This is a genomic window from Plasticicumulans sp., assembly GCF_035331805.1.
GTDB lineage: Bacteria > Pseudomonadota > Gammaproteobacteria > Competibacterales > Competibacteraceae > Plasticicumulans.
Genome location: NZ_DAOLKE010000016.1, coordinates 1 through 25332 on the forward strand (window position 1 = coordinate 1; position 25332 = coordinate 25332).

20 protein-coding genes and 1 pseudogene are annotated in these 25332 nt (G+C 67.6%); 14 read left to right on the forward strand and 7 right to left on the reverse strand.

The annotated features are described in order from the left end of the window. From PKE44_RS02575 to PKE44_RS02585, 3 genes and pseudogenes are all read right to left on the reverse strand, one after another. Positions 1-386: pseudogene (locus PKE44_RS02575) on the reverse strand (efflux RND transporter periplasmic adaptor subunit); the annotation flags it as partial. A gap of 81 nt (positions 387-467) precedes the next feature. Further along, on the reverse strand, positions 468-2003 hold the full coding sequence (locus PKE44_RS02580; protein ID WP_324548101.1) for a sensor domain-containing diguanylate cyclase: 1536 nt from the start codon (positions 2001-2003) through the stop codon (positions 468-470). Between the two features lie 74 nt (positions 2004-2077). Beyond that, positions 2078-2800, reverse strand: coding sequence for a uracil-DNA glycosylase family protein (locus tag PKE44_RS02585; RefSeq protein ID WP_324548102.1), 723 nt, complete (start codon positions 2798-2800; stop codon positions 2078-2080). Between the two features lie 431 nt (positions 2801-3231). Here PKE44_RS02585 and PKE44_RS02590 point away from each other — a divergent pair, with 431 nt between their 5' ends. Further along, a complete protein-coding gene (locus tag PKE44_RS02590; protein ID WP_324548103.1) occupies positions 3232-6342 on the forward strand; it encodes an EAL domain-containing protein in 3111 nt (1036 codons plus the stop codon). Here the strand turns inward: PKE44_RS02590 and PKE44_RS02595 are convergent. After that, a complete protein-coding gene (locus PKE44_RS02595) occupies positions 6294-7193 on the reverse strand; it encodes a pirin family protein (protein WP_324548104.1) in 900 nt (299 codons plus the stop codon). The genes PKE44_RS02590 and PKE44_RS02595 overlap by 49 nt on opposite strands. 129 nt (positions 7194-7322) lie before the next feature. Then, entirely contained in the window at positions 7323-7997 is a 675-nt protein-coding gene (locus PKE44_RS02600) for an NAD(P)H-dependent oxidoreductase (RefSeq protein WP_324548105.1), read from the reverse strand. 147 nt (positions 7998-8144) lie between these two features. Between PKE44_RS02600 and PKE44_RS02605 the strand changes: the two genes are divergently transcribed. The 10 genes from PKE44_RS02605 (at position 8145) to PKE44_RS02650 (ending at position 21998) form a co-directional block, all read left to right on the forward strand. After that, entirely contained in the window at positions 8145-9050 is a 906-nt protein-coding gene (locus tag PKE44_RS02605) for a LysR substrate-binding domain-containing protein (RefSeq protein WP_324548106.1), read from the forward strand. A 141-nt stretch (positions 9051-9191) separates the two neighbouring features. Then, complete coding sequence (locus PKE44_RS02610) at positions 9192-13232, forward strand: CheR family methyltransferase (protein WP_324548107.1); 4041 nt, start codon at positions 9192-9194, stop codon at positions 13230-13232. A gap of 151 nt (positions 13233-13383) precedes the next feature. Next, on the forward strand, positions 13384-14199 hold the full coding sequence (locus tag PKE44_RS02615; protein WP_324548108.1) for an AAA family ATPase: 816 nt from the start codon (positions 13384-13386) through the stop codon (positions 14197-14199). Continuing rightward, complete coding sequence (locus PKE44_RS02620; protein WP_324548109.1) at positions 14196-15119, forward strand: ParB/RepB/Spo0J family partition protein; 924 nt, start codon at positions 14196-14198, stop codon at positions 15117-15119. The genes PKE44_RS02615 and PKE44_RS02620 overlap by 4 nt, the downstream gene beginning before the upstream one ends. 111 nt (positions 15120-15230) lie before the next feature. Then, positions 15231-15821, forward strand: a complete 591-nt coding sequence (locus PKE44_RS02625) for a DUF4202 domain-containing protein (protein ID WP_324548110.1) — start codon at positions 15231-15233, stop codon at positions 15819-15821. Continuing rightward, complete coding sequence (locus PKE44_RS02630) at positions 15818-17416, forward strand: hypothetical protein (protein ID WP_324548111.1); 1599 nt, start codon at positions 15818-15820, stop codon at positions 17414-17416. The genes PKE44_RS02625 and PKE44_RS02630 overlap by 4 nt, the downstream gene beginning before the upstream one ends. A 590-nt stretch (positions 17417-18006) precedes the next feature. Further along, a complete protein-coding gene (trfA, locus tag PKE44_RS02635) occupies positions 18007-18918 on the forward strand; it encodes a plasmid replication initiator TrfA (RefSeq protein ID WP_324548112.1) in 912 nt (303 codons plus the stop codon). A 28-nt stretch (positions 18919-18946) separates the two neighbouring features. Next, entirely contained in the window at positions 18947-19978 is a 1032-nt protein-coding gene (locus PKE44_RS02640; RefSeq protein WP_324548120.1) for an ABC transporter permease subunit, read from the forward strand. 342 nt (positions 19979-20320) lie between these two features. Then, the gene (locus tag PKE44_RS02645; protein WP_324548113.1) at positions 20321-20797 is read left to right on the forward strand and encodes a hypothetical protein; all 477 of its coding nucleotides are present in this window, start codon (positions 20321-20323) and stop codon (positions 20795-20797) included. Positions 20798-20801: 4 nt separating this feature from the next. After that, positions 20802-21998, forward strand: a complete 1197-nt coding sequence (locus PKE44_RS02650; protein ID WP_324548114.1) for a hypothetical protein — start codon at positions 20802-20804, stop codon at positions 21996-21998. An 8-nt stretch (positions 21999-22006) separates the two neighbouring features. Here the strand turns inward: PKE44_RS02650 and PKE44_RS02655 are convergent, their stop codons facing one another. Together PKE44_RS02655 and PKE44_RS02660 are read right to left on the reverse strand one after the other, a co-directional pair. After that, positions 22007-23395, reverse strand: coding sequence for an FAD-dependent oxidoreductase (locus PKE44_RS02655; protein ID WP_324548115.1), 1389 nt, complete (start codon positions 23393-23395; stop codon positions 22007-22009). Beyond that, entirely contained in the window at positions 23352-23669 is a 318-nt protein-coding gene (locus tag PKE44_RS02660) for an iron-sulfur cluster assembly protein (RefSeq protein ID WP_324548116.1), read from the reverse strand. The genes PKE44_RS02655 and PKE44_RS02660 overlap by 44 nt, the downstream gene beginning before the upstream one ends. Before the next feature lie 156 nt (positions 23670-23825). Here PKE44_RS02660 and PKE44_RS02665 point away from each other — a divergent pair, with 156 nt between their 5' ends. The 3 genes from PKE44_RS02665 to PKE44_RS02675 are packed head-to-tail and all read left to right on the forward strand — an operon-like array spanning position 23826 to position 25219. Beyond that, the gene (locus PKE44_RS02665) at positions 23826-23975 is read left to right on the forward strand and encodes a hypothetical protein (protein ID WP_324548117.1); all 150 of its coding nucleotides are present in this window, start codon (positions 23826-23828) and stop codon (positions 23973-23975) included. 3 nt (positions 23976-23978) lie between these two features. After that, positions 23979-24557: a DUF3011 domain-containing protein gene (locus tag PKE44_RS02670; protein WP_324548118.1), complete on the forward strand. Its 579-nt coding sequence runs from the start codon at positions 23979-23981 to the stop codon at positions 24555-24557. Further along, complete coding sequence (locus PKE44_RS02675; protein ID WP_324548119.1) at positions 24557-25219, forward strand: 3'-5' exonuclease; 663 nt, start codon at positions 24557-24559, stop codon at positions 25217-25219. The genes PKE44_RS02670 and PKE44_RS02675 overlap by 1 nt, the downstream gene beginning before the upstream one ends. The last annotated feature ends 113 nt before the right edge of the window (positions 25220-25332 follow it).

The following is a 25332-nucleotide window of genomic DNA, read 5'->3' on the forward strand; positions in this document are numbered from 1 at the left end:
GAGCCGACCGCCGAGAGCGCCGAATCGCGGGCATCGCGCACGGCGCGCTCATCGAGGCGCGCCAGCACGGCCCCGGCCGCCACCGCCTGACCCGGCTCGAAGCTGACCTCGCGCAGCGTGCCGCCGATCTCGGCGCGCACCTCGGCGCGCCGCTCCGGGCGCAGCGTGCCGGTGAGCAGCGGTCCGGACTGCACGCGGGCGCGCACGACCGTCCACAGGTTCTCGGGTCCGACCTGGATCGGGGCTGCCGCCGTTGCGGCCGCCGCGGCCGGTTCGGCACGGCGTTCGCCGCAGGCGCCGAGACCGCCCAGCAGGCAGAGCGCCAGCAGCAGCCAGGGCGCCGGGCGGGCCGGGAGATTTCGGTTCGGCATCGGGTACGTCGTCATGCACGGGCTTCCGCGGACCGGCAGCGGCCGGGCGGCGCGCAGCTTAACCGCTGAACCGCGACCGGATCGCGCCGGCGCGGCTCAGGTGCCGATCGAAGTCACGCGCACGATGCGGTTCTTGCCCTCGCGTTTGGCGCTGTACATCGCGGCATCGACCTCGCGGGTCAGCGCCGCGGCGTCGTGGACCCGGCGGAAGGTGATCTGGCCGATGCTGAGCGTCACCGGCAGCCCGATGGCGGCGACGGCGGTCTCGGCGCGGCTCTTGAGCTTGCCGGCGATCGCCGCGGCCGCCACCTCGCCGGCATTGGCGAGCAGCACGACGAACTCGTCGCCGCCGAGGCGCGCGACGTAATCGCTGGCGCGCACGCTGTCGCTGAAGCTGGCGGCGAGTGCGCACAGCACGGCATCGCCGGCCTCGTGGCCGGCGCTGTCATTGATGCGCTTGAAGTCGTCGCAGTCGATGTACAGCAGGCTCGACGGCATCGGCGGACGGCTCGCGAGCAGCGCCCCGATGCGTTCCTCGTAGCCGCGGCGGTTGCCGAGGCCGGTCAGCACGTCGGTGCGCGCGGCGGTGTGCGCCTGGCGCCAGGCCGCCAGCAGCTGCCGCGCCTGGCGCCAGTCCCGCAGCCGCCACAGGAACAGTCCGCCGGCGATCGCAGTCAGCAGCACGCCGGAGAGCAGCGCCAGCCGGCGCTCGGCGCCAGCGCGGTGCATGTGCTGGGTCAGCACCTCATCCTCGCCTAGACCGTAGGCGACGATCAGCCCGTACTGCGGCAGCACGCGGTAGGAGCCGAGCCGGCGCAGGCCGTCGAGCGCCGAGGTGCCGCTGAAGCGCCCGGACGGTGCGGTGCGCGCCGGTTCGAGCACGATCAGCCTCGGATTGGTGGTGCCGATCGTGCTGGCGGCCCCGGCATGGTGCAGGTCGATGTCGCGGCGCAGGTAGACCGTGCCATCGAAATCGACGACGCCGACCGTGCCGGTGCGGCCGAGGTCCATCGAGCCGGCCATCGTCAGCAGCCACTGCGGATCGATGGCGGTGATCAGCGCGCCGGTAAAACGGCCATCGGCGGCAACGCGACGCACGGCGAGCGGAATGGTCCAGTCGTCGGTGACATGACTGATGACCGGCTTGCCGAGGATCCAGCCCGGCGCATCCGGGGCCGCCAGCCGCTGGAAGTAATCGCGATCGGCCACTGAAAGGCTGGCGGCCGGCAGGTCGGCGGTCGAGGCGATCAGGCGGCCACGGGCATCGGCGATGCTGATGCGCTGGCGCATGCCGTCCTGCGGTGCGCCGAAGCGCTGCAGCAGGTCGCGGGCCGCGCCATCGCCGCCGTTGGACTCCAGCGCCAGTTCCAGCGCCGACAGCAGCAGCCGGGTATCGTCGAGCGCGCGCTGCACGCTGTTGCCGAACAGCGGCAGCAGGGTTTCGGCGCGCTGCGCAGCGGTTTCCAGGGTCTGCGCCCGGTCTCCGGCGATGTCGCGCTCGGTGAAATACGCGAGTGCCCCGATCAGCGCCGCCCAGCCCAGCACGATCGCCAGCAGCACCGCCGGCAGGCGGGCTTCTGCGACGACATTGCTCGGCAGCTCGGAGGTGGCGCTCATCATCGGCTGGGACATTCACCGGCATGCACGGTCAGCGCAGCATAGTCCTGCCATGGCACTGCGCATCGTGAAACGCTGACAACGCCTGATCAGGCGCCCCAGACCCCGAGTTCCTGCAGCTGTGCACTCGCCGCCGCCGCCCAGCCGCGATTGGCCGCCGGGCTGGCCGGGCTCGGGTGCAGGATCTCGCCGATGCGCGGCGCAGCAGGCCCGGTGAGCGCATGCTGCGCGCGCAGGCGCGCGAAACGGCCGACGCCGATCAGCCATTCAGGTTCGAGCGCGGCACAGGCTTCCCGCAGGTGCCGGTCGCAGGCCGCGGCCAGCGGCGCGAATTCATCGGACGGCAGCCTGTCGGGCGTAAGGTTGCGGCCGTCGGCAAGAAAGGCCAGCGGGCACCAGTTCAGCACGAAATGTCCGGTGAAGAAGGCCTGCGGCGTGCCGAAACGCCCGGCGAACAAGCCCCACAGCCGCCGGCCGCTGACCTCCGAACGCCGGCAGGCCCAGCCTTCGACCGGCCGCTTCGGATGCTCGACGGCGGGGCGACCGATCGGGGCGTCGATGCCCAGCCAGTCGCGCACGGCGTGGATTTCACCGAACGGCACGCCGGTCTGGACCATGCCGAAGGGTCCCGGATTCATGCCGAGGAACAGCACGCGCCGGCGACCGTCTCCCCAGCGTTGCAGGTATTGCCCATATGTCAAACCGGCATAGTCGAGCGGGTTGTAGACGTGGGTCACGGGCGCCCGGAAATGCAGCGGCGCCAGGGCCGCCGACAAGCGCTGCGCCGCCGCCATCAGATCGGCTGCACTCATCGGACCGCCGACGGGATCGAAAAGGTAAGCATTGTTTCCATTGACCTCGATTGTTGTCAAGTTTGCTTGACATTACATAGCAGGAGCGGTCGCGGATGCACAGCGCAATCCCTGCCAGAGCCAGCATTACCGTCAGTTGTCCAGCAGCGGAACATGGTTTCGATACCCATGAAACCGGCCTTGCGCTTGTCCATCTACCGCTACGGTGCAGACCTGCCGCATTATGATTGCAGCCTCCGGGCTGCGGTCGCCGGCGGGTATCCGCGACCGTTGCAGGCTCCATCGCGCTGATCAAAAAGAGGACACCACGATGAGCGAGCGCAAGCTGCACTCCCCTCCTTCTGCCCTGATCTGCGTGCGACTGCCCGGCCCCGCCCCGGCCGCCGTCGCGAGCGCCGTCGCCGGCGCCGCTCCGCCACGTGCGGGCGGCGATGATGCGTGAGAGCGAAGCCTCCCGCCTGCTGTTCCTGATCCGGATGCTGTTGCCCCTGCTGCTGCTGACGCTGGCGGTGATGCTGTATCAGGCTTACACGGACTTTCGCAGCACGCTGCTCGATCGGGCCGGCCAGCAGATGCGCATCGATGCCGTCGCCGGCGCCAGCCAGTTCGCCGAACTGCTGCGCGAGTATCGCGAGTCGCTGAAATGGCTGGCGGTGCGCTCCGCACGGCTGGATGCGACCGACACCCCGCCGGACATGCTTGCGGCCCTGCTGGATCACTACCGCTTCATCCACGCCGGCACGGTCGTCGCCATCGAACGGCGTGCCGCCGATGCACGGCTGGACGCCCACGCCGGCCTGTCCCTGCCGCCGCCGGCGCAGGACGACACCGCCGCGGCGCTGTTGCTGCAGCTCGCCGGGCGCACCGTCCTGGTGCTCACCGAACCGCTGACGTCCGCAGCCGGCGAAACCGCCCGGCTGCGCCTCGCGCTCGATCTGACGACGCTGGCCAGCCGCGCCCTGGGGGCGCTGACGAAACGCGACGATGTCGAGGGCTGGCTGTTCGACGCCGAGGGTCGGGTGCTCTGGCAGGCGCACCCGGCCGGAGCGGTTCCGGCGGCAGCGGCCTCCTCCCCCACCGCCGATGACTTCGGCGTGCTGCGCGAACGGCTGCGCCGGGAAACCGCCGGCAGCGGCCTGTTCCGGCTGCAGGTCTGGCGCGATGCGCAGGCGCATGCCCGTGACCAGCTGGTCGGCTTCGCGGCGCTGCCGGCCGAAGCCGGCGGCCTCGTGCTCGCCAGTGCCGTCGAATACCGGCACATCGCCGCCCCGCTCGATCAGTTCGCACTGCAGCTGCTGCTGATCGGCGGGGTGCTGACGCTGACGCTGGCGGCGACCGCCGCGCTGCTGCAGCGTTTCCGCGCCAGCGCCGGACGCCGCCAGCAGCGGCTCGATCGCCTGCAGGCGCTGATCGGACGCGTCGATCAGGCCATGTTCGACTGCGAGGATCCGGACCGGCTGCACGACAGCCTCGCCCGCACGCTGGCCGAGCCGGTGCCGGGCGTGCAGACCGCGCTTGCGACCCGGGCCGCTGATCTGGCCGATCCGCTCGCGCGCGAACGCGCGCAGCAGGTGCTGAGCGGCGGCGCGGCGCGCTGGGACGAAAACCGCGACGGCAGCGTCGATGCGCTGCTGCCGGTGTCCGCGCCGGACGGCCAGCCGGTCGCCGTGCTGTGGTTCCGCCAGCTCGGGACTCCGCCGCCCGATGCGGCATCGCGCCGCCTGATCACGCGCATCGCGCAGGACATCAGCCACGCCCTCGTGCGCATGGAGGATCGCAGCCGGCGCAACGCCGCCGAAACCGACCTGCGCCTGGTCGCCAGCGTGTTCGAGAACATCCGCGAGGCGGCGGTGATCACCGATGCCGACAACCGCATCCTGCGCGTCAATCCGGCGTTCACGACCATCACCGGCTACCAGCCGTCCGAGGTCATCGGACAGACGCCGGCGCTGCTCGCCTCCGGCCGCCACGGCCGCGAGTTCTACACGGCGATGTGGCGCTCGCTGCAGGACACCGGCAGCTGGAGCGGCGAGATCTGCAACCGGCGCAAGGACGGCTGCGAATACCTGGAATGGCTGAGCATCAGCGTCGTGCGCGATGCCGCCGGCGTGATCATGCACCACGTCGCGGTGTTCGCCGACCTGTCCGAGCACACGGCGATGCGCGCGCGCATCGACTGGCTGGCGAGCCATGACGCGCTGACCGGCCTGCCGAATCGCGCGAGCTTCATCGCCGCGCTGCCGGGGCTGCTGCAGCGCATGGCGCCCGGACATTGCTGCGCGGTGCTGAACCTCGACCTGCGCCGCTTCCAGCGCCTGAACGAGACGCTCGGGCGCAGCGGCGGGGACCGCGTGCTGCAGGCGCTGGCCGAGCGCCTGAACGCCCTCGCCGCCCGCCCGGCCTGCCTGCTCGCACGCATCGCCGGCGACGAGTTCGCGCTGGCAGCGACCGGGCTGCCCGACGAGCAGGCCGCCGGGCGCTTCGTCGCCGGCCTGCACACGCGCCTCACCGAACCGCTGCCGGTGCTGCCCGAGCCGGTCAGCGTCAGCGTCGACATCGGCTATGCGCTGGCCCCGCGCGATGGTCGCGACGGCGAGACGCTGCTGCGCCACGCGGTCGCGGCCGCCCGCCAGGCGCGCGTTTCCGGCGAGGGCTGGTTCGGCTTCGATCCGCAACTCGGCCAGCGCATGCAGCGTCGCGCGCTGCTCGAACGCTCGCTGCGCACGGCGATCAGCGGCGGCGAGCTGTCCCTGGTCTACCAGCCGCAGATCGCGCTGGCCGATGAGCGCGTGATCGGCGTCGAGGCCCTGATGCGCTGGAATCATCCGCGCCTCGGCGCCGTGTCACCGGCCGAGTTCATCCCGATCGCCGAGGAGACCGGCCTGATCCGCACGCTCGGAGCCTGGGCGCTCGACACGGCCTGCCACGAGGCCGCCGGCTGGCAGCGGCACTGCCCCCGGCCACCGCGCGTGGCCGTCAACCTGTCGGCGCGCCAGTTCACCGATCCCGGGCTGATCACGGGGATCACGCATGCGCTGCACTCGAGCGGCCTGCCGCCGGCGCAGCTGGAGATCGAGATCACCGAATCGCTGCTGATGGACAACCCGGCACGCACCGTCGGGGTGCTGATGGCGCTGCGCCGCACCGGCGTCGGCGTGGCGATCGATGACTTCGGCACCGGTTATTCGTCGCTCTCCTACCTGAAGACCTTCCCGCTCGACCGGCTGAAGATCGACCGGGCCTTCGTGCGCGACCTGCCCGACAACTCGGATTCGGCGGCGATCGTGCAGGCGATCATCGCCCTCGCCCACACGCTCGGCCTCAGCGTCATCGCCGAGGGCGTCGAAGACGAGGCCCAGCTCGAATTCCTGCTCGGCCAGGACTGCGACGAGGTGCAGGGCTATCTGTTCGCGCCACCGCGGGCACCGGCGGAACTGCACGCCCTGCTCGCCCGCGGCACGACGCACCCGCCCTCCGCCGGGCGCCGGCAGGCTCAGTCGAAAGGCTGCGGCGAAACCGTGTCGAACGAGCCGCGCGCGTAGTCCTCGAAGGCCGCGAGGATCTCGGCGCGCGTGTTCATCACGAACGGCCCGTGCTGCACGATCGGCTCCCCGAGCGGGCGGCCGGCGACCAGCAGCGCCTCGACGTCCTGATCCGCTGCGTCCAGCACGACGCCGTCGCTGTCGGCCTCCTGCGCGAGCAGCGCCAGACGGCCGGCCGTGACCGTGCGGGAGCCGATCACAAGCTGACCGCGGCGCACGATGACGAAGCCGTGGTGCGCCGCCGGCAGCGGCTGCGCGAAGCGGCTGCCGGCCGGCAGGCTCAGGTCGAGCAGCAGCGGTGCGGTGTGCGGCCGCTGCACGGCGCCCTCGACCCCGTGGCTCGCACCGGCGATCACGCGCACCTGCACGCCGGCGGCGGTGCGCACCTGCGGAATCGCCGCCGCCGGGATGTCGCGCCAGGCCGGGGCGCGCAGCTTGTCGGCCGCCGGCAGGTTCAGCCAGAGCTGGTAGCCGGCCATCAGCCCGTCCTCCTGCTCCGGCATCTCCGAATGCACGAGGCCGCGCCCGGCGATCATCCACTGCACGTCGCCGCCGCGCAGCAGGCCCTCGTGACCGGCACTGTCGCGGTGGCGCATGCGCCCGGCGTGCATGACGGTGACGGTCTCGAAGCCGCGGTGCGGATGCGACGGGAAGCCGGCCAGGTAATCGTCCGGGCGGTCGCTGGAAAAGGCATCGACCATCAGCCAGGGATCGAGCCGCCGCTGCAGCTCGGCCCCGAGCAGGCGCACGAGGCGCACACCGGCGCCGTCCGAAGTCGCCTGACCGGCGACGATGCCCTCGACGCGGCGCGGATGACGGATGACGGGGGAATCGGCAGCAGGCAGGTTCATGGCGAGGCCTCCGGGCGGGGGTTCTGGGGTCGGGGATTGCGCAGGCACCGGGGTGGGCGCACCGGGCAGCACGCCGGACGATCGTGCTGCCCGCATGCAGGCCGCTCCAGGGCCCGCCGGGTGCCGGCTTCAGGCGGCGACGGCATCCGCAGCTTCGTCAAACAGCGCCGCGAGCTGTCGCGCCGCATCGGCAAGACCGGCCGCGCGTGCTTCGTCGCCCATCGCGAAGCCTTCGGCGTAGACGTGGCGTACATCGCCGAGGCCGATGAAGCCGAGATGCGTGTCGAGCTGCGGCGTCACGTGATCGAGCGCCGTGCCGCGGTAGCGACCGCCGCGGGCGTGGGCGACATAGACACGCTTGCCGGTCAGCAGCCCGACCGGTCCCTGCTCGGTGTAGCGGAAGGTGACGCGGGCGCGGGTCACGGCATCGAGCCAGGCCTTCAGCTGCGCCGGCATGCCGAAGTTGTACATCGGCACGCCGAGCACGATCACGTCGGCGGCCTGCAGCTCGGCGATCAGCGCATCGTCGGCCGCGACGCGTGCGGCCTGCTCCGGCGTACGCGCCTCTTCGGGCGTGAACAGCGCGGCCAGCGCCGCGGCATCGAGGGCCGGCACCGGTGCGCGGCCGAGATCACGCCGCTGCACGACGGCCTGCGGATGCGCCTGCTGCAGACGGGCGACGATGGCGTCGGCGAGCCGCGTCGACTGCGAGGCATCGAGCTGGATGCTGGCATTGATCTGCAGGATGCGGGTGACGGTCGGGTTCGCGGTCGGGTTCGCATTCGGGTGCTGGTTCTGGCTCATCGCGGCATCTCCGGTCGGCTGGGGGTTCGGCGCAGGGCGGTCTGCGGGTGAAGCAGACTGTATTGGTTCCATCCATGCGCCAGAAGCCGGTAATCCGGATATGAATGTTCCATATTCAGGACAATTACCGCATGCCGGAGACCGCCGATGAACCTCGCTGCCGATGACCTGCTGCTGTATGCGCGCATTGCCGATGCCGGCAGCTTCAGCCGGGCGGCGGCCGCACTCGGTCTGCCGAAGTCGACCGTGTCGCGCCGGCTCGCCGCCTTCGAGACCACGCTCGGCGAGCGGCTGCTGACGCGCACCACGCGCCGGCTGGTGCTGACGGAGTTCGGCGAGGCGCTGCTCGAACACGCGCACCGGCTCGCCGAGGAGATGGAGGCCGCCGTGCAGCTCGCCGAACGGCGCAAGGCCGTGCCGCAGGGCCGGCTGCGCGTGACGATGCCGCCGGATCTGGCCGTGCTGATGCTGGTGCCGATGCTCGCGCGCTTCGGCGCCGGGTATCCGGCGGTCAGCGTCGAGCTCGATCTGTCGCCGCACCAGGTCGATCTGATCGCCGGCGGCTTCGATCTCGCCGTGCGCATGGGACCGCTGGCCGAGGACGCCAGCCTCGTCGCGCGCCGGCTCGGCAGCTTCGCGCGCGGCCTGTACGCGAGTCCCGACTACCTCGCCCGGCGCGGCACGCCGCAGGCCCCGGAGCAGCTCGCCGGTCACGATGCGCTGCTGCTCGCCCCGCAGGCCGGCCGGCCGCTGCCGATGAGTCTGCAGAACGGCCTGCAGGAATGGCACGGCCCCTGGGCCTCGCGCTTCGGCGCCAATTCGGTGGAACTGCTGGTGCGCATGGCGCTCGCCGGTGCCGGACTGGTCGCGATCGACGAACGCTTCGTGCGCCCCCATCTCGCCGCCGGCACCCTGCTGCCGGTGCTGCCGGCCTGGACACTGCCACCGGTGACGGCCTGGGCCGTGATGCCGGGCCGGCGCCTGATGCCGGCGAAGACGCGCGCCTTCGTCGAAGCCCTGATCCGGACGCTGGCCGATGACAAGGGTGACTGAAACCCGGCGGGCGCGGGATCATGGCAGCGCTCGCCGGAGTGCACCGGACAGGACGGAACATCCGCCGTCTCGCGTGCCTGTCTGTCTTCTGGTCATATTCCCGTTTCACCGCCCTTGCCGTTGCAGCATGGAGTTGCACCGATGTCCGATTCGTTTCCGTTCGATCAGGCCGCGACGGCCACCCTGGAGCGCATCCTTGAGCGCCTGACCGAAGACGGGCACGACTTCACCGACTACAAGTCCGGTACGCTGCGCCGGCAGGTGCTGCGCTGCGCGGGCGGGCGGACGCAGGCGGCGCTCAGCGCCTATGAAGCACGCCTCGCTGCCGACCCGATCGAGCGGCGGCGGCTGGCCGAATCCTTCTCGATCGGCGTCACGCACTTCTTCCGCGACCGGCGCGCCTTCTCGGCGCTGGCCAGCGCCCTCGAAACGACCACCCGGCGCCTGCCGGACGGACACACGCTGCGGGTCTGGGTGCCGGCCTGCTGCACCGGCGAGGAAGCCTATTCGCTGGCCCTGATGCTCTCCGGGCTGCGCACGGGCAGCGGCCAGCCGCTCGACTGGAAGATCTTCGCGACCGACATCGATGCGCGAGCCATCGCGATCGCGCGCCGCGGGCGCTACGCCACCGAAGCGGTGCGCCGGCGCGTACCCGCCGATATCCTCGCCCGGCACTTCACCGAGGTGCCCGGCGGCTACGTGATCGCTCCGGCGATCCGGGCGCGCATGGTGTTCGCACGCCATGACGTGCTCTCGGCCCCGCCGTTCCTGAACCTCGATCTCGTCACCTGCCGCAACCTGTTCATCTACCTGCGCCCCGCCGCCCAGGAACGGCTGCTCGCCGTCTTCCATGCCGCCCTCGGCAGCGAAGGCCTGCTGCTGCTCGGGCGGCGCGAATCGATCCGCACCGAAAGCCCGCTGTTCACGCCGCTCGATGGCAGTGCCCGGCTGTTCGTGCGCCGGCCCGCCCGGGCCCACCCCCCGACCGGAGCACGCTGTACGCCGACGCTGCCGACGCTGCCGGCAGCGGCCAGAAACCGGCTCGGGCTGTACGGGGCCGTGATCACGGCGCTGGCCCCGAATGCGGTGGTGATCGACGAGACCGGCAACTGCCTGCACTTCTTCGGCGAGGTCAGGAGCTTTCTCGGCTTCGTGCGCAACGAACCCGACCTGCGCCTCGCGAACCTGCTGCCGGAACCGTGGCGACCGGCCTATCAGGTGGCGCTGAGCCGGGCCCGGCGCGCCACCGTCAAGGACGGCATCGACAGCGTCGATCTGCCGCAGATCACCGGCTACGGCTCGGCCACCGGCCGCTGGCAGCTCAGCATCCGGCCGCTGCACGGGGAGGAGCTCGGCCATGGCTGGCTGGTGAGCTTCGAGGCCCAGTCGGTGCTGGCGAAGGACCCGGCGCACAACTCCGGCATCGAGGGCAACATCGGCTTCGAAAGCGAGCTCGATGACCTGAACCGCCGCTATCAGGAAGCGCTCGCCGCCGCCGCCACCGTCAACGACGAACTGCAGGCCACCAACGAGGAAATGCAGGCCGCCAACGAGGAGCTCGAAGCCACCTCCGAGGAAATGCAGGCGGCCAACGAGGAGCTGGAAAGCACCAACACCGAGCTGGAAATCCGGCTCAACGAACTTGCGGTGCTCAACGCCGAGCTGAACGAGATTCTCGGCTCGGCCGGCCAGATGCAGATCGTGCTCGATGCCGACCTGCGCGTCTGCCGCTTCAGCCCGTCCGCGACGCGCCTGTACGCGCTCGACCAGAACGACATCGGCCGGCCGCTGGCGCTGGTGCAGCCGATCGAGCCCCTGCCCGGACTCGACGCGCGGCTGCGTCGGGTGCTGAGCACGGGGCTGCCGCTGATGGAGGAGATCGACGCCGGCGACCGCGCGCTGATGCTGCAGATCACCCCGGTCGGCAAGAGCGCGGCCACGCGCCGGCTGATCCTCGGTGCCACCGACACGACGGCGCTGCGCAGTGCCCGGCGCGCCCAGCAGATCGGCGAGGAGCGCCTGCGCGAGAGCGAGAACCGCTTCCAGCGCATCGTCGAGGCGATCCCGGTCGGCATCGCGCAGCACGATCCCAATGGCGACGTGCGCTTCCTGAACCCGTATTTCACGCAGCTGTTCGGCTACTCGATCGAGGACATCCCCACCGTCGAGGACTGGTACCGGCTCGCATGGCCGGACGCCGACGCGCGGGCCAGGGCCCGCCAGCAGTGGCAGGAGGACCTGCGCGCGCAACGCCTCGGCCTCGACACTCCGGCCCGCGAGCAGCAGATCCGCTGCCGCGACGGCAACCTGCGCAGCGTCGAGATTGCGCTCGCACGGGGCGGCAGCGGGCCGTACGACGGCATCTATGCGGTGTTCAGCGATGTCACCGAGCAGCGCGAGGTCATGCAGCGCCTCGAACAGGCGATGCTGGCCGCGCAGTCGGCCGCGCGGGCCAAGTCCGAATTCCTCGCCAACATGAGCCACGAGATCCGCACGCCGATGAACGCCATCATCGGCCTGTCGGAACTCGCGCTGCACGGCGAGCTGCCGCCGCGCCAGCACCAATACGTGCAGCGCATCCATCAGGCCGGCGTGTCGCTGCTCGGCGTCGTCAACGACATCCTCGACTTCTCGAAGATCGAGGCCGGCAAGCTGTCGATCGAGCAGGCACCGTTCTCGCTCGGCCGGCTGCTGCGCGACGTGCTCGATCTGGTCGCCGGCAACGCCCACACGCGCGGGCTGTACCTGTACGCCAGCGTCGATCCGCGCGTACCCGATGCCCTGACCGGCGATGCGCTGCGCCTGCAGCAGGTGCTGCTGAACCTGCTCGGCAATGCCGTCAAGTTCACGCCGCAGGGCGGCATCGTGCTGTCGATCCGGCCGGGCGGCAGCCCGCGGGCGACCACGCTGCAGCGCGAGTTCGTGTTCGAGGTCACCGACACCGGCATCGGCATCGAAGCGGAGGAGCGCCAGCGCCTGTTCCAGCCCTTCGAACAGTCCGACCCCTCGACGACCCGGCGCTACGGCGGCACCGGCCTCGGGCTCACGATCTGCCGCCGGCTGGCGAGCCTGATGGAAGGCCGGCTGGACCTGCATTCGGTGCCGGGCCACGGCAGCACCTTCCGGCTGCACGTGAAGCTCGGAATCAACGGCAGCGACCCTGCCGTGCCGGCCCCGTTCGTCGTGCGCGTTGCCGGGGGCAGCCACCGGGCCCGCGCGGCGCTGACCGGCGCCCTGAGCGGGGCCGGTCATGCCCCGGTCGCTGCGTCGTCGCCGGCCGATCTGGTCGTGCTGCTGTGGGAGCCGCAGGCCGATCTCGACGCGCTGCTCGCCGCGGCCACCGCGCCGCGCACGGTCGTGGCCCTGCGCCGCGAACTGCTGCCCGAGGACGTGCCGGCCGCGCTGCATGCGCTGTCCCCCGGCTGGCTGCCGCTGCCGTGGCTGCCCAACGAACTCGCGGCCGCGCTGGCCGGCAGTCATGCCGCGCAGATGTCCGGCCCGGCGCGCGTGCAGCCGCTGCCCGCCGGGCTGCGCGTGCTGCTGGTCGAGGACCATCCGGTCAACCAGATGGTGGCCGAGGACATGCTGCTGGAGGCCGGAGCCGAGGTGAGCCTGGCCGGCGACGGCCAGGAAGCGCTCGATCTGCTCGAACGCCTGCCCGATGACAGCTTCGATCTCGTGCTGATGGACGTGCAGATGCCGAAGCTCGATGGCATCGAGGCCACGCGGCGCCTGCGCCAGCAGCCGCGCTTCGATCGCCTGCCGATCATCGCGCTGACCGCCCATGCACTGCCCGAGGAATCCGCACGCTGTCGCGCAGCCGGCATGAACGACTGCCTGAACAAGCCCATCGACCAGCAGTCGCTGATCGAGACCGTGCGCCGGCATGCCCTCGGCAGCGGCGGTGCCCCGGCCTCGCTGCCCGCCGGGCAAGCCCTCATCGATCCCGGCCTGCTGCCGGTGCTGCGGGAACTGCGTCAGCAGCTGCATGAGCCGACGACCCAGATTGCCGACCGGGCCCGCAACCTGCTCGAACGCATCGACGAACGCCAGCTGCAGCCGAAGCTGCGGGAAGCGCTGCTGCTCACCGCCGCGTTCCGCTACGTGCAGGCGGCCCGCCTGTTCGATGATCTGCTGGCAGATGACAAGCCGTCCGGTGGCGACTCCGGCCGTGCCGTGTAGCCGGGAGCGGCCGCCGGCGGGTGTAGCAAGTTGCTACACCCGTCAGCGCACGCACCGGCCGGGAAGCGGTCCGCAGCCCACACGGTTTGGTCACCTGAAATGACGATGCTATAAGCCGCCATCGTGCACGGAATCGAGGAGGACCGTACCCGTGGCAGCTGAACGCCGGACCTGTTTCATCGCCGTCGCCAACCACAAGGGCGGCTGCGGCAAGACGACGACCGTCGTGCACCTGGGGGCCGAATTCGCACGCCTCGGTCTGTCGGTGCTGATCGTCGATCTCGATCCGCAGGCCAATGCCAGCCTGCACGTCGGACGCAAGCACCCGAGCGAGGTGCCCGTCACCTGCGCCGAACTGCTGCTCGCCGAGCCGGAAAAACTGCCGCTGGCGATCCATGACGACACCAACATCGAGGGCGTGGCGCTGATCTACGGCTCGCTGGCGCTCGGGCGCACCGAGGACCAGCTGCGCGAACGCACGCCCCGCCCGGCCGAGGAACTGCGCAGCAAGCTCGCGCCGCTCGATGGCATCTACGACGTGGTGCTGATGGACTGCCCGCCCAGCCTGAAGCTGCTGACCAGCAACGCGCTGGCCGCTGCCACGCATCTGATCATCCCGGTGATCTCCGGCTCGCAGTACGGCATGTACGGCGTCACCGACCTGATGCATCACGTCGGCATGATCCGGCGCATCAACCCCGGGCTGGCGCTGCTCGGTGCGCTGCTGATGCGTCACGACGAACGCCAGACCGTCTGCAAGCTGATCGAGGGTACGGCCAGGGCCGAGATCGGCCGGCTGCTGCCGGTGCGCATCTCGACCAGCACCAAGGTCGAGCAGGCGGCGATGGCCAATGCCAGCCTGCACCGCTGGGACCGGAGCGCGAAGGTCTCGCGCGAATTCCATCAGCTGGCCGTGGCGCTGGCCGCCGAACTGCAGCTGAGCGTGAGCGGGGAGGAGGACGAATGAGCCCGCGTGACCGCAAGGCCGAGCTGGCCCGCCGGCTCGAAGAGAACCATCAGCGTCACAGCAGCGCCCGTCAGGAGCTCGGTTTCGACGCCGGTCGCCGCCACCTGATGCTGCCGGTCGATGCGATCGATCCGAATCCGTTCCAGCCGCGCAAGGTGTTCGACGAGGACGAGCTTCGCCAGCTCGCCGGCTCGATCGCCGAACTCGGCCAGCACCAGCCGGTCGTCGTGCGCCCGGCGGGCGAGCGCTGGCAGCTGGTCGCCGGTGAACGCCGCTGGCGGGCCTGCCGGCTGCTCGGCAAGCCCACCATCGAGGCGCTGGTGCAGGACGCCGACGATGCGCGCATGGCGGTCACGGCGCTGGCCGAGAACATGGAGCGCGAGGATCTCAGCGATTACGAGATCGGCATCGCCATCCGCCGCATCGAGGATCAGTTTCCCTCCAAGGCCAAGCTTGCCGAAGCCCTGGGTCGCACCCGCGAGGACCTCTACAAGTATCTTGCCTTCGAGGCGCTGCCCGAGGATCTGCGGGCCCGGCTCGATGCACAGCCCCGGCTGCTGTCGCGGGCGGCGGCGGCCGACGTGAAACGCATGCTGGCCGATGAACGCGCCCTGCCGCTGCTGCGCGAGGCCTGGACGAAGCTCGAAGCCGGCGAGCTGCAGCAGACCCGGCTCGCCGCCTTTGTCGCCGCCGGTCTCGGCAAGACTGAACCCGCCCCGCAGCGCAAGGCCGTCGAACGCGCGCTGCATCGCTTCACGCGCGAAGGGCAGCACGTCGGCACCGTCTCGCGGGACGCCGCACACTTCGTGATCCGCCTGAAGGTCGACGCCCTCAGCGGCGCGCAGGAACAGCGACTGCGAAGCTTCGTCGAAGCCCTGCTGGCGGAATCCGGCCCGGACCGCAACGAATCAGGCACCTGAACCCGGCCTGCGCGGTGTAGCAAGTTGCTACACCGCGGCCTGCACAGGGCGGACGGGTGAGCCTGCAGCGGGTTACGCTGCGTTTCCCCCTTCCTGACCCGAACCGCCGCCATGTCCCGAACCGCCGACGCTCTCGCTGCCTTCGACGCCATCAACGCCGAGGATCCGCAGCGCATCGAAGTAGCCGGCGTGCCGACCCCGCGCACGCTGGTCCACGCCCGCAGCGTTTCGCAATGGATCGAACGCCTGCATCCGCAGGCGAGCGAAGCCCTGCTGCTCGCAGCGCGCGCCCATCACCTGCGTCGCTGGGAACACCCGCGTTCGCAATGGCCGATGACGCGCGAAGGCTATCTGCGCTGGCGCCTGGAGCTGAAGCGCATCCATGCCGAGGTCGCCGCCGGCGTGCTGGGCGCGCTTGGCTACGAGCCCGAGCTGATCAGCCGGGTCGGCGCCCTGATCCGGCGCGAGCGGCTGAAGCTCGACCCGGAAGCGCATGCGCTCGAGGACGCCATCTGCCTGGCCTTCCTCGAACACGACTTCGATCACTTCGGTCCGCAGCACGATCCGGCCAAGGTCATCGCCATCGTGCGCAAGACCTGGGCGAAGATGTCCGAACACGGCCGCTCGGCTGCGCTGACGCTGTCCCTGTCGGACTACGCGCAATCGATCGTCGCGCAGGCGCTGGCACCAACGCAGGCATGAGCACGCAGGAACAGCGGCTCGAAACCCTGCCGCTGCTGCTGCTCGATCTGCAGGCGACCGGTCCCCGCCCGGACGTCGATCATCCCTTCGATCTTGCCTGGTGGCTGCAGACTTCGAGCGGAGAGACCATCGAGTCCTGCCCGATCGCGCTGCCAGCCCTGGCGCGCCTGCCCGCGATCCTGCGCCGGCGCGGCTGTGAACCCGGCACGGCGGGGGCTTTGTCAGCGCTCGCCGCCCGCGAACGGCTGGCGCCGGTGCTGGGAGCCTCGGCTGCGATCGTCGCGCATTACCTGCGCTTCGAAGCGGCCTGGCTGCGTGCCTGGTTCGGTGACGAGCTGCCGCCGCTGATCTGTCTGCACGCCCTGTCCAGACGCCTGCATCCGCGCCTGCCCAGCCATTCGCTCGCTGCCCTGGCAGGCCGCCTGGGCAGCGAACCGGCACAGCGCCATCGCGCCACCGATCACGTTGCCGCCACGCGGGCGATCTGGCGCGCCATGCTTGCCGAACTCGCAGACCACGGCATCCGGACCCTGCCGGCGCTGCTGGCCTGGCTGAGCGAACCGAGCGGACCAGCCAGCACCGGAGCACGCGAATACGGCCTCGATCGCCGGCTGCGACTGGCCCTGCCGGATGCCCCGGGGGTCTATCGCTATCTCGATGCCCGCGGGCAGGTGCTGTACGTCGGCAAGGCCACATCCCTGCACAAGCGCGTGAACAGCTATTTCCGCAAGCGCCGGGGGGATAGCGCCGCGATCCGCGAACTGCTGACCCGTGCGACCGGGATCGAAACCACGGTCTGCGCGAGCGCCGTGCATGCCGCGATCCTCGAATGCCGCGAAATCCAGCATCTCGACCCGCTGTTCAACACCGCGCTGAAGCAATCCCGGCGCCCGCTGTACTGGCTCGATCACGAACTGGGTATGGTCGCGACCGGGCACGACCAGCGATACCGGATCGGTCCGTGGAGTGGGAACTGGAATGTCGAACTCTGGCTTGGCGCCTGCGAGGCCGTGTTCGACGGCGACCTTCGCAGGCTGCAAGGGATCACCGCTGCGCGGAGCGATGAAACCCCGCAACCGGACGCCGTGCGAACCGTGCTGCTGGCGGCGTGGCAGCATCCGCCAGACCGGCGCAGCCTGCTCGCGCGCGCCATCCGACGCCATCGTCACGATCGGTCCACCGAAACCGGTCCGGCTGCGGAAGAAAGCGAAGGGCATGCATCAGAGCAAGGCCGCAGACCAGAGGCATCGGCCGGAGCGACCGAACACCGCCTGGAGACCTTCGATCCAGTCACCTGCAGTGCCCGGGCACTGGCCACGATCGCCAGCCTGCACATCCGGTCCCGACAGTTGCTGCGCCTGCGCAAACGCCACTGGCAATGGGAGGAGGGCGGGCAGCGCCTGTCGATTCACCTGACCGAGGGTGAGAGCGAGGGCGAAGCGGATGCGACCTCCCTCAGCCGGCCGATGACAGCCATCGACTGGGACCTGGCTTCCGTGCTCGCCGGCGAACTCACGCGACTGCGCCAGAACGGCTGCCGGGTATGGCGTCTGCCGCCCGGCGGGATTCGCAAGATGGCCAGCACTGCCACGTAACAAGGCCAGCAGGGCACGGAACATGACCAGCAGACACGTCAGATGGCCAGCAAATCCTCGTCAGATGACCAGCAGGCACGCGAAACTTGACCAGCGCTTTTTCGTAACAAGGCCAGCAGACACTAGTAAATATTCATCTGCAATCGACTGATTCAATTGGATTATTCAGGAATGACGCATCAATGCTAACCGTCTTTTAACCGATCTTTAACCAATCTTTAACCGCAGATTCGCGAACGACAACGAATCAGGCTTGTTTTATTCTTTAAAATCAAACGCTTACATTATTAACATCCATCTTCACAAGACTCACGGATATCTGGATCACGTAAGAAGGCCAGCGAACAAGTCATAACCTGCAAGCCGAAGAATCGTGGACCGGCTCCAAAGTTAACCACCACGACGCGAGCGCATGCGGCCTTCATAGCTAAGATCAGGGTCTGACAGTCGATCGATGGTCTTCAAACCAGCATGCTGGTCATATTTCGTGCCCTGCTGGCCATCTTTCGTCCCTGCTGGTCTTGTTACGTTACTGACCCACGACAAGCTCTTGCCTATGCTGCAAGGTATCGCGAGATGGAGTCACCGACGTGTCCGATCCTGTCCGTAAGCTCAATCAGTTGCAGCAACGTGCGACACAGATCGACAACCCGCTGCAACTGCCGCTCTGGCATGAGGAAAAGCGTGGCGTCCCGAACGAAGTCGTGCGCTCGGCACTGTTCAACGTCCGTAACCGCTGTGTGGCACGTCGCGAATTCAAGGATGAAGTCATCGCGGTGCTGAGTGGCGACATCTGCATCACCTACTCGGGTACCGAGCTGCGTCAGGACGACATGGACGTCTGGATGCAACTGCTGCACGAGGCCCGCCGCCAGCCTCTCGGTCAATGCGTCGAAATCAAGCCCTATGAATTCCTGAAGGATTTGCGCTGGTCACCAACCGGTTATTATTACAAGAAACTTCGGGAACACCTGAAACGCATGAAGTTCACGATGCTGGTAGTCAACTCTGCCAGACTGGGACGTGAGATCGGCGTTTCAATGATCCGTAAATACGAATGCGAAGGTCGGGACGGAGAAAAACTCGAACGCTGGCGCATCTGGATAGAACCGGAAGTCAAGGCATTGTTCGGCGATGTTTACTATACCCGCATCGACTGGCAGCAACGGGTCAAGATCAAGGGCAATCTTGCCAAACATCTGCACGGCGTATATTCCAGCCACGCTCAACCTTATCCATACAAGGTGGCTACGATTCTTGAAGGTTGTGGTTCGGACATGCGGGAGTTGCGAAACTTCCGCGTCAGTCTGCGTGAAGCGCTCGAAGAATTGCAGCGGGTAGGTTTCATCGAGCATTTCCAGATTGACGACAATGATCTCGTACACGTGCGCAGGACACAGTCCTCCACGGTCGCTACGGAGCTGCCAATGCTCGAATTGCAGGCACTCGCGACGGCAAAGCCTCGCAAGGGAAAACGCGTTCTACCGGATTCTGACCAATGATCCATTGCCTTGCTGATTCTCCTTGAAGATGCCGGGTTTATGGCGAATCTACCGGCAGATCCAGCAATCCAAGTCTTTTTCTGCCAGTGCAATATTCGTTCTGTTGTGTGCCCTGCTGGCAACGGCGCTGTATTTTCTGATCCGCTGGGCAATCATTGATGCCGTCTGGTCAGGCGAATCAAAATCCTGCCATTCACAAGCTGGGGCCTGCTGGATATTCATTGCCGAAAAATGGAGATTCATTCTATTCGGTCTTTATCCACCATCCGAACAATGGCGACCGACTGTCGCGCTGCTGATGTTGTCCGGCTTTTTCTGGCTGATACGTCAGTCAGGCCACATGAAATATCCGGCGGGACTGCTGATCCTGCTGCTGGATGTCTGGCTGATCGCCGGTGGTGGCCTTCTGCCATCCATTCCTGTGGCCCTGTGGGGTGGCTTGCCGCTGACCTTGCTGCTCACACTGGGTGCCCTGCTGGGAGCATTGCCTCTGGCCATTGCACTGGCATTTGCACGAACCAGCCGGATATATGTCCTGCGTGCATTCGCCATGTGTTACATCGAAACATTGCGGGCTGTGCCACTGATCAGCGTGCTGTTCATGGCATCGGTGATGCTGCCGCTGCTGATGCCGGAAACTTCTGCTCCCGACAAGATGCTGCGGGCCCTCGGTGCCCTGATCCTGTTCGTTGCTGCCTACATGGCGGAGGCCATTCGCGGAGGACTGGTCGCCATTGCGGCCGGACAACGGGAAGCTGCAGCGGCTCTGGGCTTTGGCAGACGTTCCTATGCATGGCTGATTGCACTGCCACAGGCAATGCGTACGGCGATACCGGCCCTGACCGGTATCGCCATCGGCACGTTCAAGGACACATCGCTGGTGCTGGTCATCGGCTTGCTGGATTTGATGACCACTACCCGGGCTGCGCTGAGCGATCCGCAATGGCTGGGCCACCCGCTCGAAGCCTACGGGTTTGCCATGGTTCTCTACGGGGTGATGGCCTGGGGGGCGTCGCAGACTGCTCGACACCTGGAAACAACGCTGACTCATCACATGTAGCAAGTTGCTACATTCATATCCTGTCCCGCCAGCAGATGGAAAAAAGCAGTACACTGCCGGGCTGCACCAACCCATGCCATAACATCAAGGGTTGCATTGCAAATCATTGACTTGAGCGTTCATATCGATCAGGTCACCCCGATCGCACCAGAGCTGGTGACGCTCTGATCGCATCACTGGCGATCCAGCGTCAGAAAGGCAGGGAGGCATTGATGCCCGGATCCCAAGCAGCATCAGGCAGTGCAAGGCTCGCTTCCGGACTTCATTCCGCTGCGTGTGATGCTTCCTGCCCGCATCGGGGCATCCGGATGTTGTCAACCGGCATGATTCCGTGATCGGCTGATGATGGATCGAATCTCCAATCCCAAGATCAGCTTCTGGCTGCGCTGGCTGCTGGCCGGAGGTCTGCTGCTGGCAGCGACTCTCGGCCAGTCCCTGATGGCCCAGGACGACGAGATTGTCGTCATTGTTTCCAGTGACGTGAACATCCTGAGCCTGACACCGAACGGACTGCGATATATCTATTCCCTGCGCCTGCGCAACTGGCCCGATGGCAGCAGGATTCGCGTTTATGCCTTGCCCGATGACAATGAGACACATGGTGAATTCTGTCGTCATGTACTCGGAACCTACCCGGCTTCCCTGCGGCTTGCCTGGGACCGGGTTGCCTATACCGGCATTGCCTCGCCAGCCATCCAGGTAGCCACGGAAGAAGCCATGGTTGCGGCCATAGCCAGCTCGCCGCAGGCCATCGGATATGTACACCGCAAGGCGGTGACGCCTGGCGTCAAGATTCTGCCAATCACACGGGAACGGTGATGCAATGAACAGGATGCTTGTCTCGGACCGGCCTGGAGCGCTGGCATTGCTGGGGCTGATGTGGTTCCTGCCGGTTTTGGTCGCATCAGCCAAGGATGCAACGGACGCATGGCCGGGAGAATGGACGTTCAACGGCTTTCTGAGTCAGGGTTATTCTCTGTCCAATACCAATCGTTTCAATTCCAGCAATCAGCAGGGTGGATCCTTCGATCTGCGGGAGGCTGCGGTCAACACCCGCTGGCAGGTCAATGATCGCCTGTCCATGGCAGCGCAACTGCTGTATCGGGATGTGCCGGTGGCGGATGACGACGGGGTGAGGCTGGATTATGGCTTCATTGACTACAGTCAGGCCGCCGTCAGCGGCAATCAGAATTACGGCGTCACGATCGGACGTTTCAAGAATCCCTTCGGATTCTTCAATGAAACGCGCGATGTACCTTTCACCCGCCCAGGCGTGCTGCTGCCGCAATCCCTGTATACCGAACGGGGACGGCCGTTTGCGATGGCGTCGCAGGGAGTACTGGCACATGCGGATTTCTTCACGGATACCGGCACTCTGGCGCTGAAGGCATCATTCGGTGAACCGATACCCGGCGGTGCATCGCTGGAATACATCCTGTTCGGGAATGATCTCAGCGGTCAGTTCGATCCGGACAAGGCGGTGACGGCTCAGGTGCGCTACGATGGTGCTGGCAACACTGAAGGCTGGAGTGCTGCCCTGAGCTATCTGTACTACTCGTATGACTTCAGTCGACCCCGCTCGCTGGGGCGTGATGCTTTCAACTTTTCCTTCCGGGTCATGGCCGCCTCACTGCAGTATTCGACGCCGGACTGGCGGATCACGTCGGAAGCCGGCTATGGACAGGCCTTCGACAACATCGATCGCTTCAGTGCCTATCTGCAGGGTGCCTACCGCTTGAGTCCGACGCTGGAATCCTTCCTGCGTTATGACCTGATGATCGTCGACGTGGAGGATCGCTGGGGACATGAATATGAACGTCAGGGCAGGGGACCGGCACACAATCGCTATGCGAAGGATCTGACCTTCGGCATCAACTGGGATCTGAGTCCGGATCTCACCGTGCGTGCCGAATGGCATCATGTCGAAGGCACGGGCTGGCTGAGTCCGGCCGAGGCAAATCTGCGCGAGACGGACCGGCGCTGGAATCTCGGCATGCTGGAACTGTCGTTCCGGTTCTGAGCATCGCTTCAGCGTCCGGACTCCGCCATTTCCCTGAGCAGCGCCTGCTGGCGGGCCAGGGAATGGCCGCCGATCACGACGAAACCGGCCAGCACCGCGTCATTCGATTCGAAGCGCAGGATTCGTATTCCGTCCTCGGTGAGTTCCCGCCAGACGCCGGTGAGTGTCGGGGGCGGCGGGCAGGTCACGATCGGGCAGGCGGGCGTCTTGATCGTGACCGGCATCGGCGGCAAGGACATTTCGGTCGGCTTGCCGGTCAGCGTCGAAGCCAGCGCACGCGCGGCCTGCACGGCCGGCATGACGTATGGCCGCACCATGCCGTCGATCTGCGCGCAGTCGCCGAGTGCATGAATGTCTGCGGCTGAAGTGCGAAGCTGACGATCCACGACGATGCCACGTTCACAGATCAGTCCCGCACCGGCTGCCAGTTCGGTTTGCGGCCTGAGGCCGACTGCGGACAGCACGAGATCGGCATCGAGCGTGTCGCCGTCTTCGGTGCTCAGGCGATATCGACCGGCCCGCCTGTCGATGGCCCGGACCCGATGTCCGCAACGCCACTGCACGCCGGTCGCGGCCAGCGCCTCGGCCAGCTGTGTACTCGCGGGTACGGGCAGCAGGCCGGCGAGCGGGCGCGGTGCCGGATCGATCACCGTGACCCGGTATCCGCATGCGGTCAGGTCATTGGCAAACTCGCAGCCGATCAGGCCGGCACCGAGCAGGGCTACATGTCCGGATGCAGGCAGTCGTTCCCGGAAACGGCGGTAATCGTCGAGGTGATTGATCGACAGGACCTCGTCGCTGGCATCGCCCCAGAAATGCAGCCGCACCGGTTCGGCGCCGATCGCGAGCACCAGGGAGCGGTAGTGATACAGCCCGCTGCTGCTCAGCAGCGTGCGCGAGTCCGGATCGATGCGCTCTACGCAGGTGTGCGGCACGATGGTGATGCCGAGTTGCCTCGCCATGTCGGCGCGAGTCGAGGCGATCAACGTCTCCGGGGTCTGCCCACGGGCCAGCGCGTTGGACAGCATCGGCTTCGCATAGAAGTCGGCACGATCGGCAGCGATCAGCGTGATGTCGATCTGCGCATCGCGGCGGCGCAGCTCTCGGGCGAGTCCATACCCGGCGATGCCGGCTCCGACGATGACGATGGGATGCATGTGCCGGGCTCCCGACGCTGTGCTGATCATTCGTTGATATGCCGGGGCGATCCGCGGATCGCCCCGGCAACCCCGGCAGCTTAGGTGAGCGCATGAGGCTGTACGCGGGAGGATGTCTGCGGCACCGGCGTGCAGCAGGGCAGGCAGGGCATCCGGGCGATGGTGAACCGCCGCAAACGGGTGATCAGGTAATTTGTCACCGGCCCTGATCGAGCCGGGCCCGGGCGGCAGGCGTGGCATGCTCCGGCGTCCAGACCGGTGATCGGCACAGTTCGACCTGCATCGCCGTGCCCGCCGGCAGCAGCGGGGCCAGCGCACAATGGACGGCCTCGATGATCGTGGTGCCTGCCGGACAGGCCGGGGTCGTCATCGTCATGCAGATGCGCAGGCGGTCTTCTTCCCTGAAAATGCCATGGACCAGACCGAGTTCGATGATGCTGATGCCGGTTTCGGGGTCGATGACGCGTTCGAGTCGTGCCAGCACCTCGGCATCGGTGGGGCTGCGGACATGCATGGCCGGCCTCAACGGATGAATGCTCGGGAAACAGCCTGCATGCTAGCGTCCCCGGCCCGGCACCCGTTGATGCACAGGGAGTAACCCGGTCGGGCGGCCAGCCGGGGTGGCCACGCATGGGCATGGGGCTGGAGCTTGCCGGAATCATTCGATCAGGTGGTGGCATCGCTGACCGACCGGTCAGCTGAATTCCTCTTCCTGTCCATGATCTACCAGAATGCCGATGCGGCAGACCACCCCCGGCGCCGGACCGGATTCCAGGTATTCCAAAGCATTCAGAAAATGACCGTTCTCAAGGAGAACTGAACGATGATCCGCCGCAGCCATCCGCCGGCCTTCCGGCTTGCCACCCTCCTCGGCGCCATGCTGGCCGGTGCGCTCTGGACCGGCCCGGCGATCGCCGATCAGCGCATCCGCTGCGAATCTGTCGATGGACGCCAGAATTACTGCTCGGCGGATACCCGTGGAGGTGTGCGGCTGGCTCGCCAGCTCAGCAGGAGTGATTGCTACGAAGGACGCACCTGGGGTTATGACCGGCGCGGGGTCTGGGTCAGCGAAGGCTGCCGGGCCGAGTTCATCGTGTTCGAACCGAGAGGTCGGGGCTATCCGGACGATGACTGGGGCGGGCGCGGTGATCGTGGTCGACACGGGGGCTGGGATGATGAGCGTCGGGGTTATGGCCGTGGCCCGCGCGAGGATGTGCGCGTGCGCTGCGAGTCCGACCGGCACCGCTATACGAGCTGTCGCATCGATATCGGGAACGGGCGCGTCGAACTGGTGCGCCAGTTCTCGGACGAGGATTGTCGGTACGACCGCAGCTGGGGTTACGACCGCCGCCAGATCTGGGTCGATGGCGGTTGCCGTGCCGAATTCGTGATCATCCGCTGATGCCGGCCGAAGCACAGAATCCGCCCGCGGCGCGTTCGTGCGCGCCGGTCGTGGTGCTCGACTTCGAAACGACCGGCATGAGCCCGGGCCACGGCGACCGCATCACCGAAGTCGGTGCCGTGCGCATCGAGGACGGCTGCATCACGGCACGCTTCCAGAGTCTCGTGCGCACCGGCGTGCCGGTGCCGCCGTTCATCCGGCAGCTGACCGGCATCAGCGATGCGATGCTGGCAGGGGCACCGCCGGCAGAAGAGGTCCTGGCGCAACTCGTCGAGTTCATCGGCCGGGACGCGCTGGTCGCACACAACGCGAGCTTCGACCGGCGTTTCCTCGATGCCGAGCTGGCGCTGATCGGGGCAGTGCGTCTCCAGCCGGTGTTCTGCACGGTGCTGCTGTCCCGCCGGCTGCTGCCGCAGGCGCCGAGCCACAGCCTCGGAGCGCTGGTGAGCTGGCTCGGACTGCCGAGTGACGGCGTTCATCACCGTGCACTCGCCGATGCCGAGATGACCGCGCACCTGTGGCTGCATCTGCATCAGGTGCTCGATCAGCGCTATGGCTTCAGCCAGGTGTCGCTTGCCTGGCTGCAGAAACTCATCGACCGGTCACCGCGCAGCGCCGACACCTGGCTGCGCAGTCAGACAGTCGAAATCGTGCGTGCATGAGCTGAAGGGCCGGGCCGATCCCCGGTTCAGGCCGGCCGCCGGCGCCGGTCACCGCGATCCGCACGGCGCGGACCGTCGGCACGCGCCGACGGCTCCGGGCGGGCCGCGGTGAC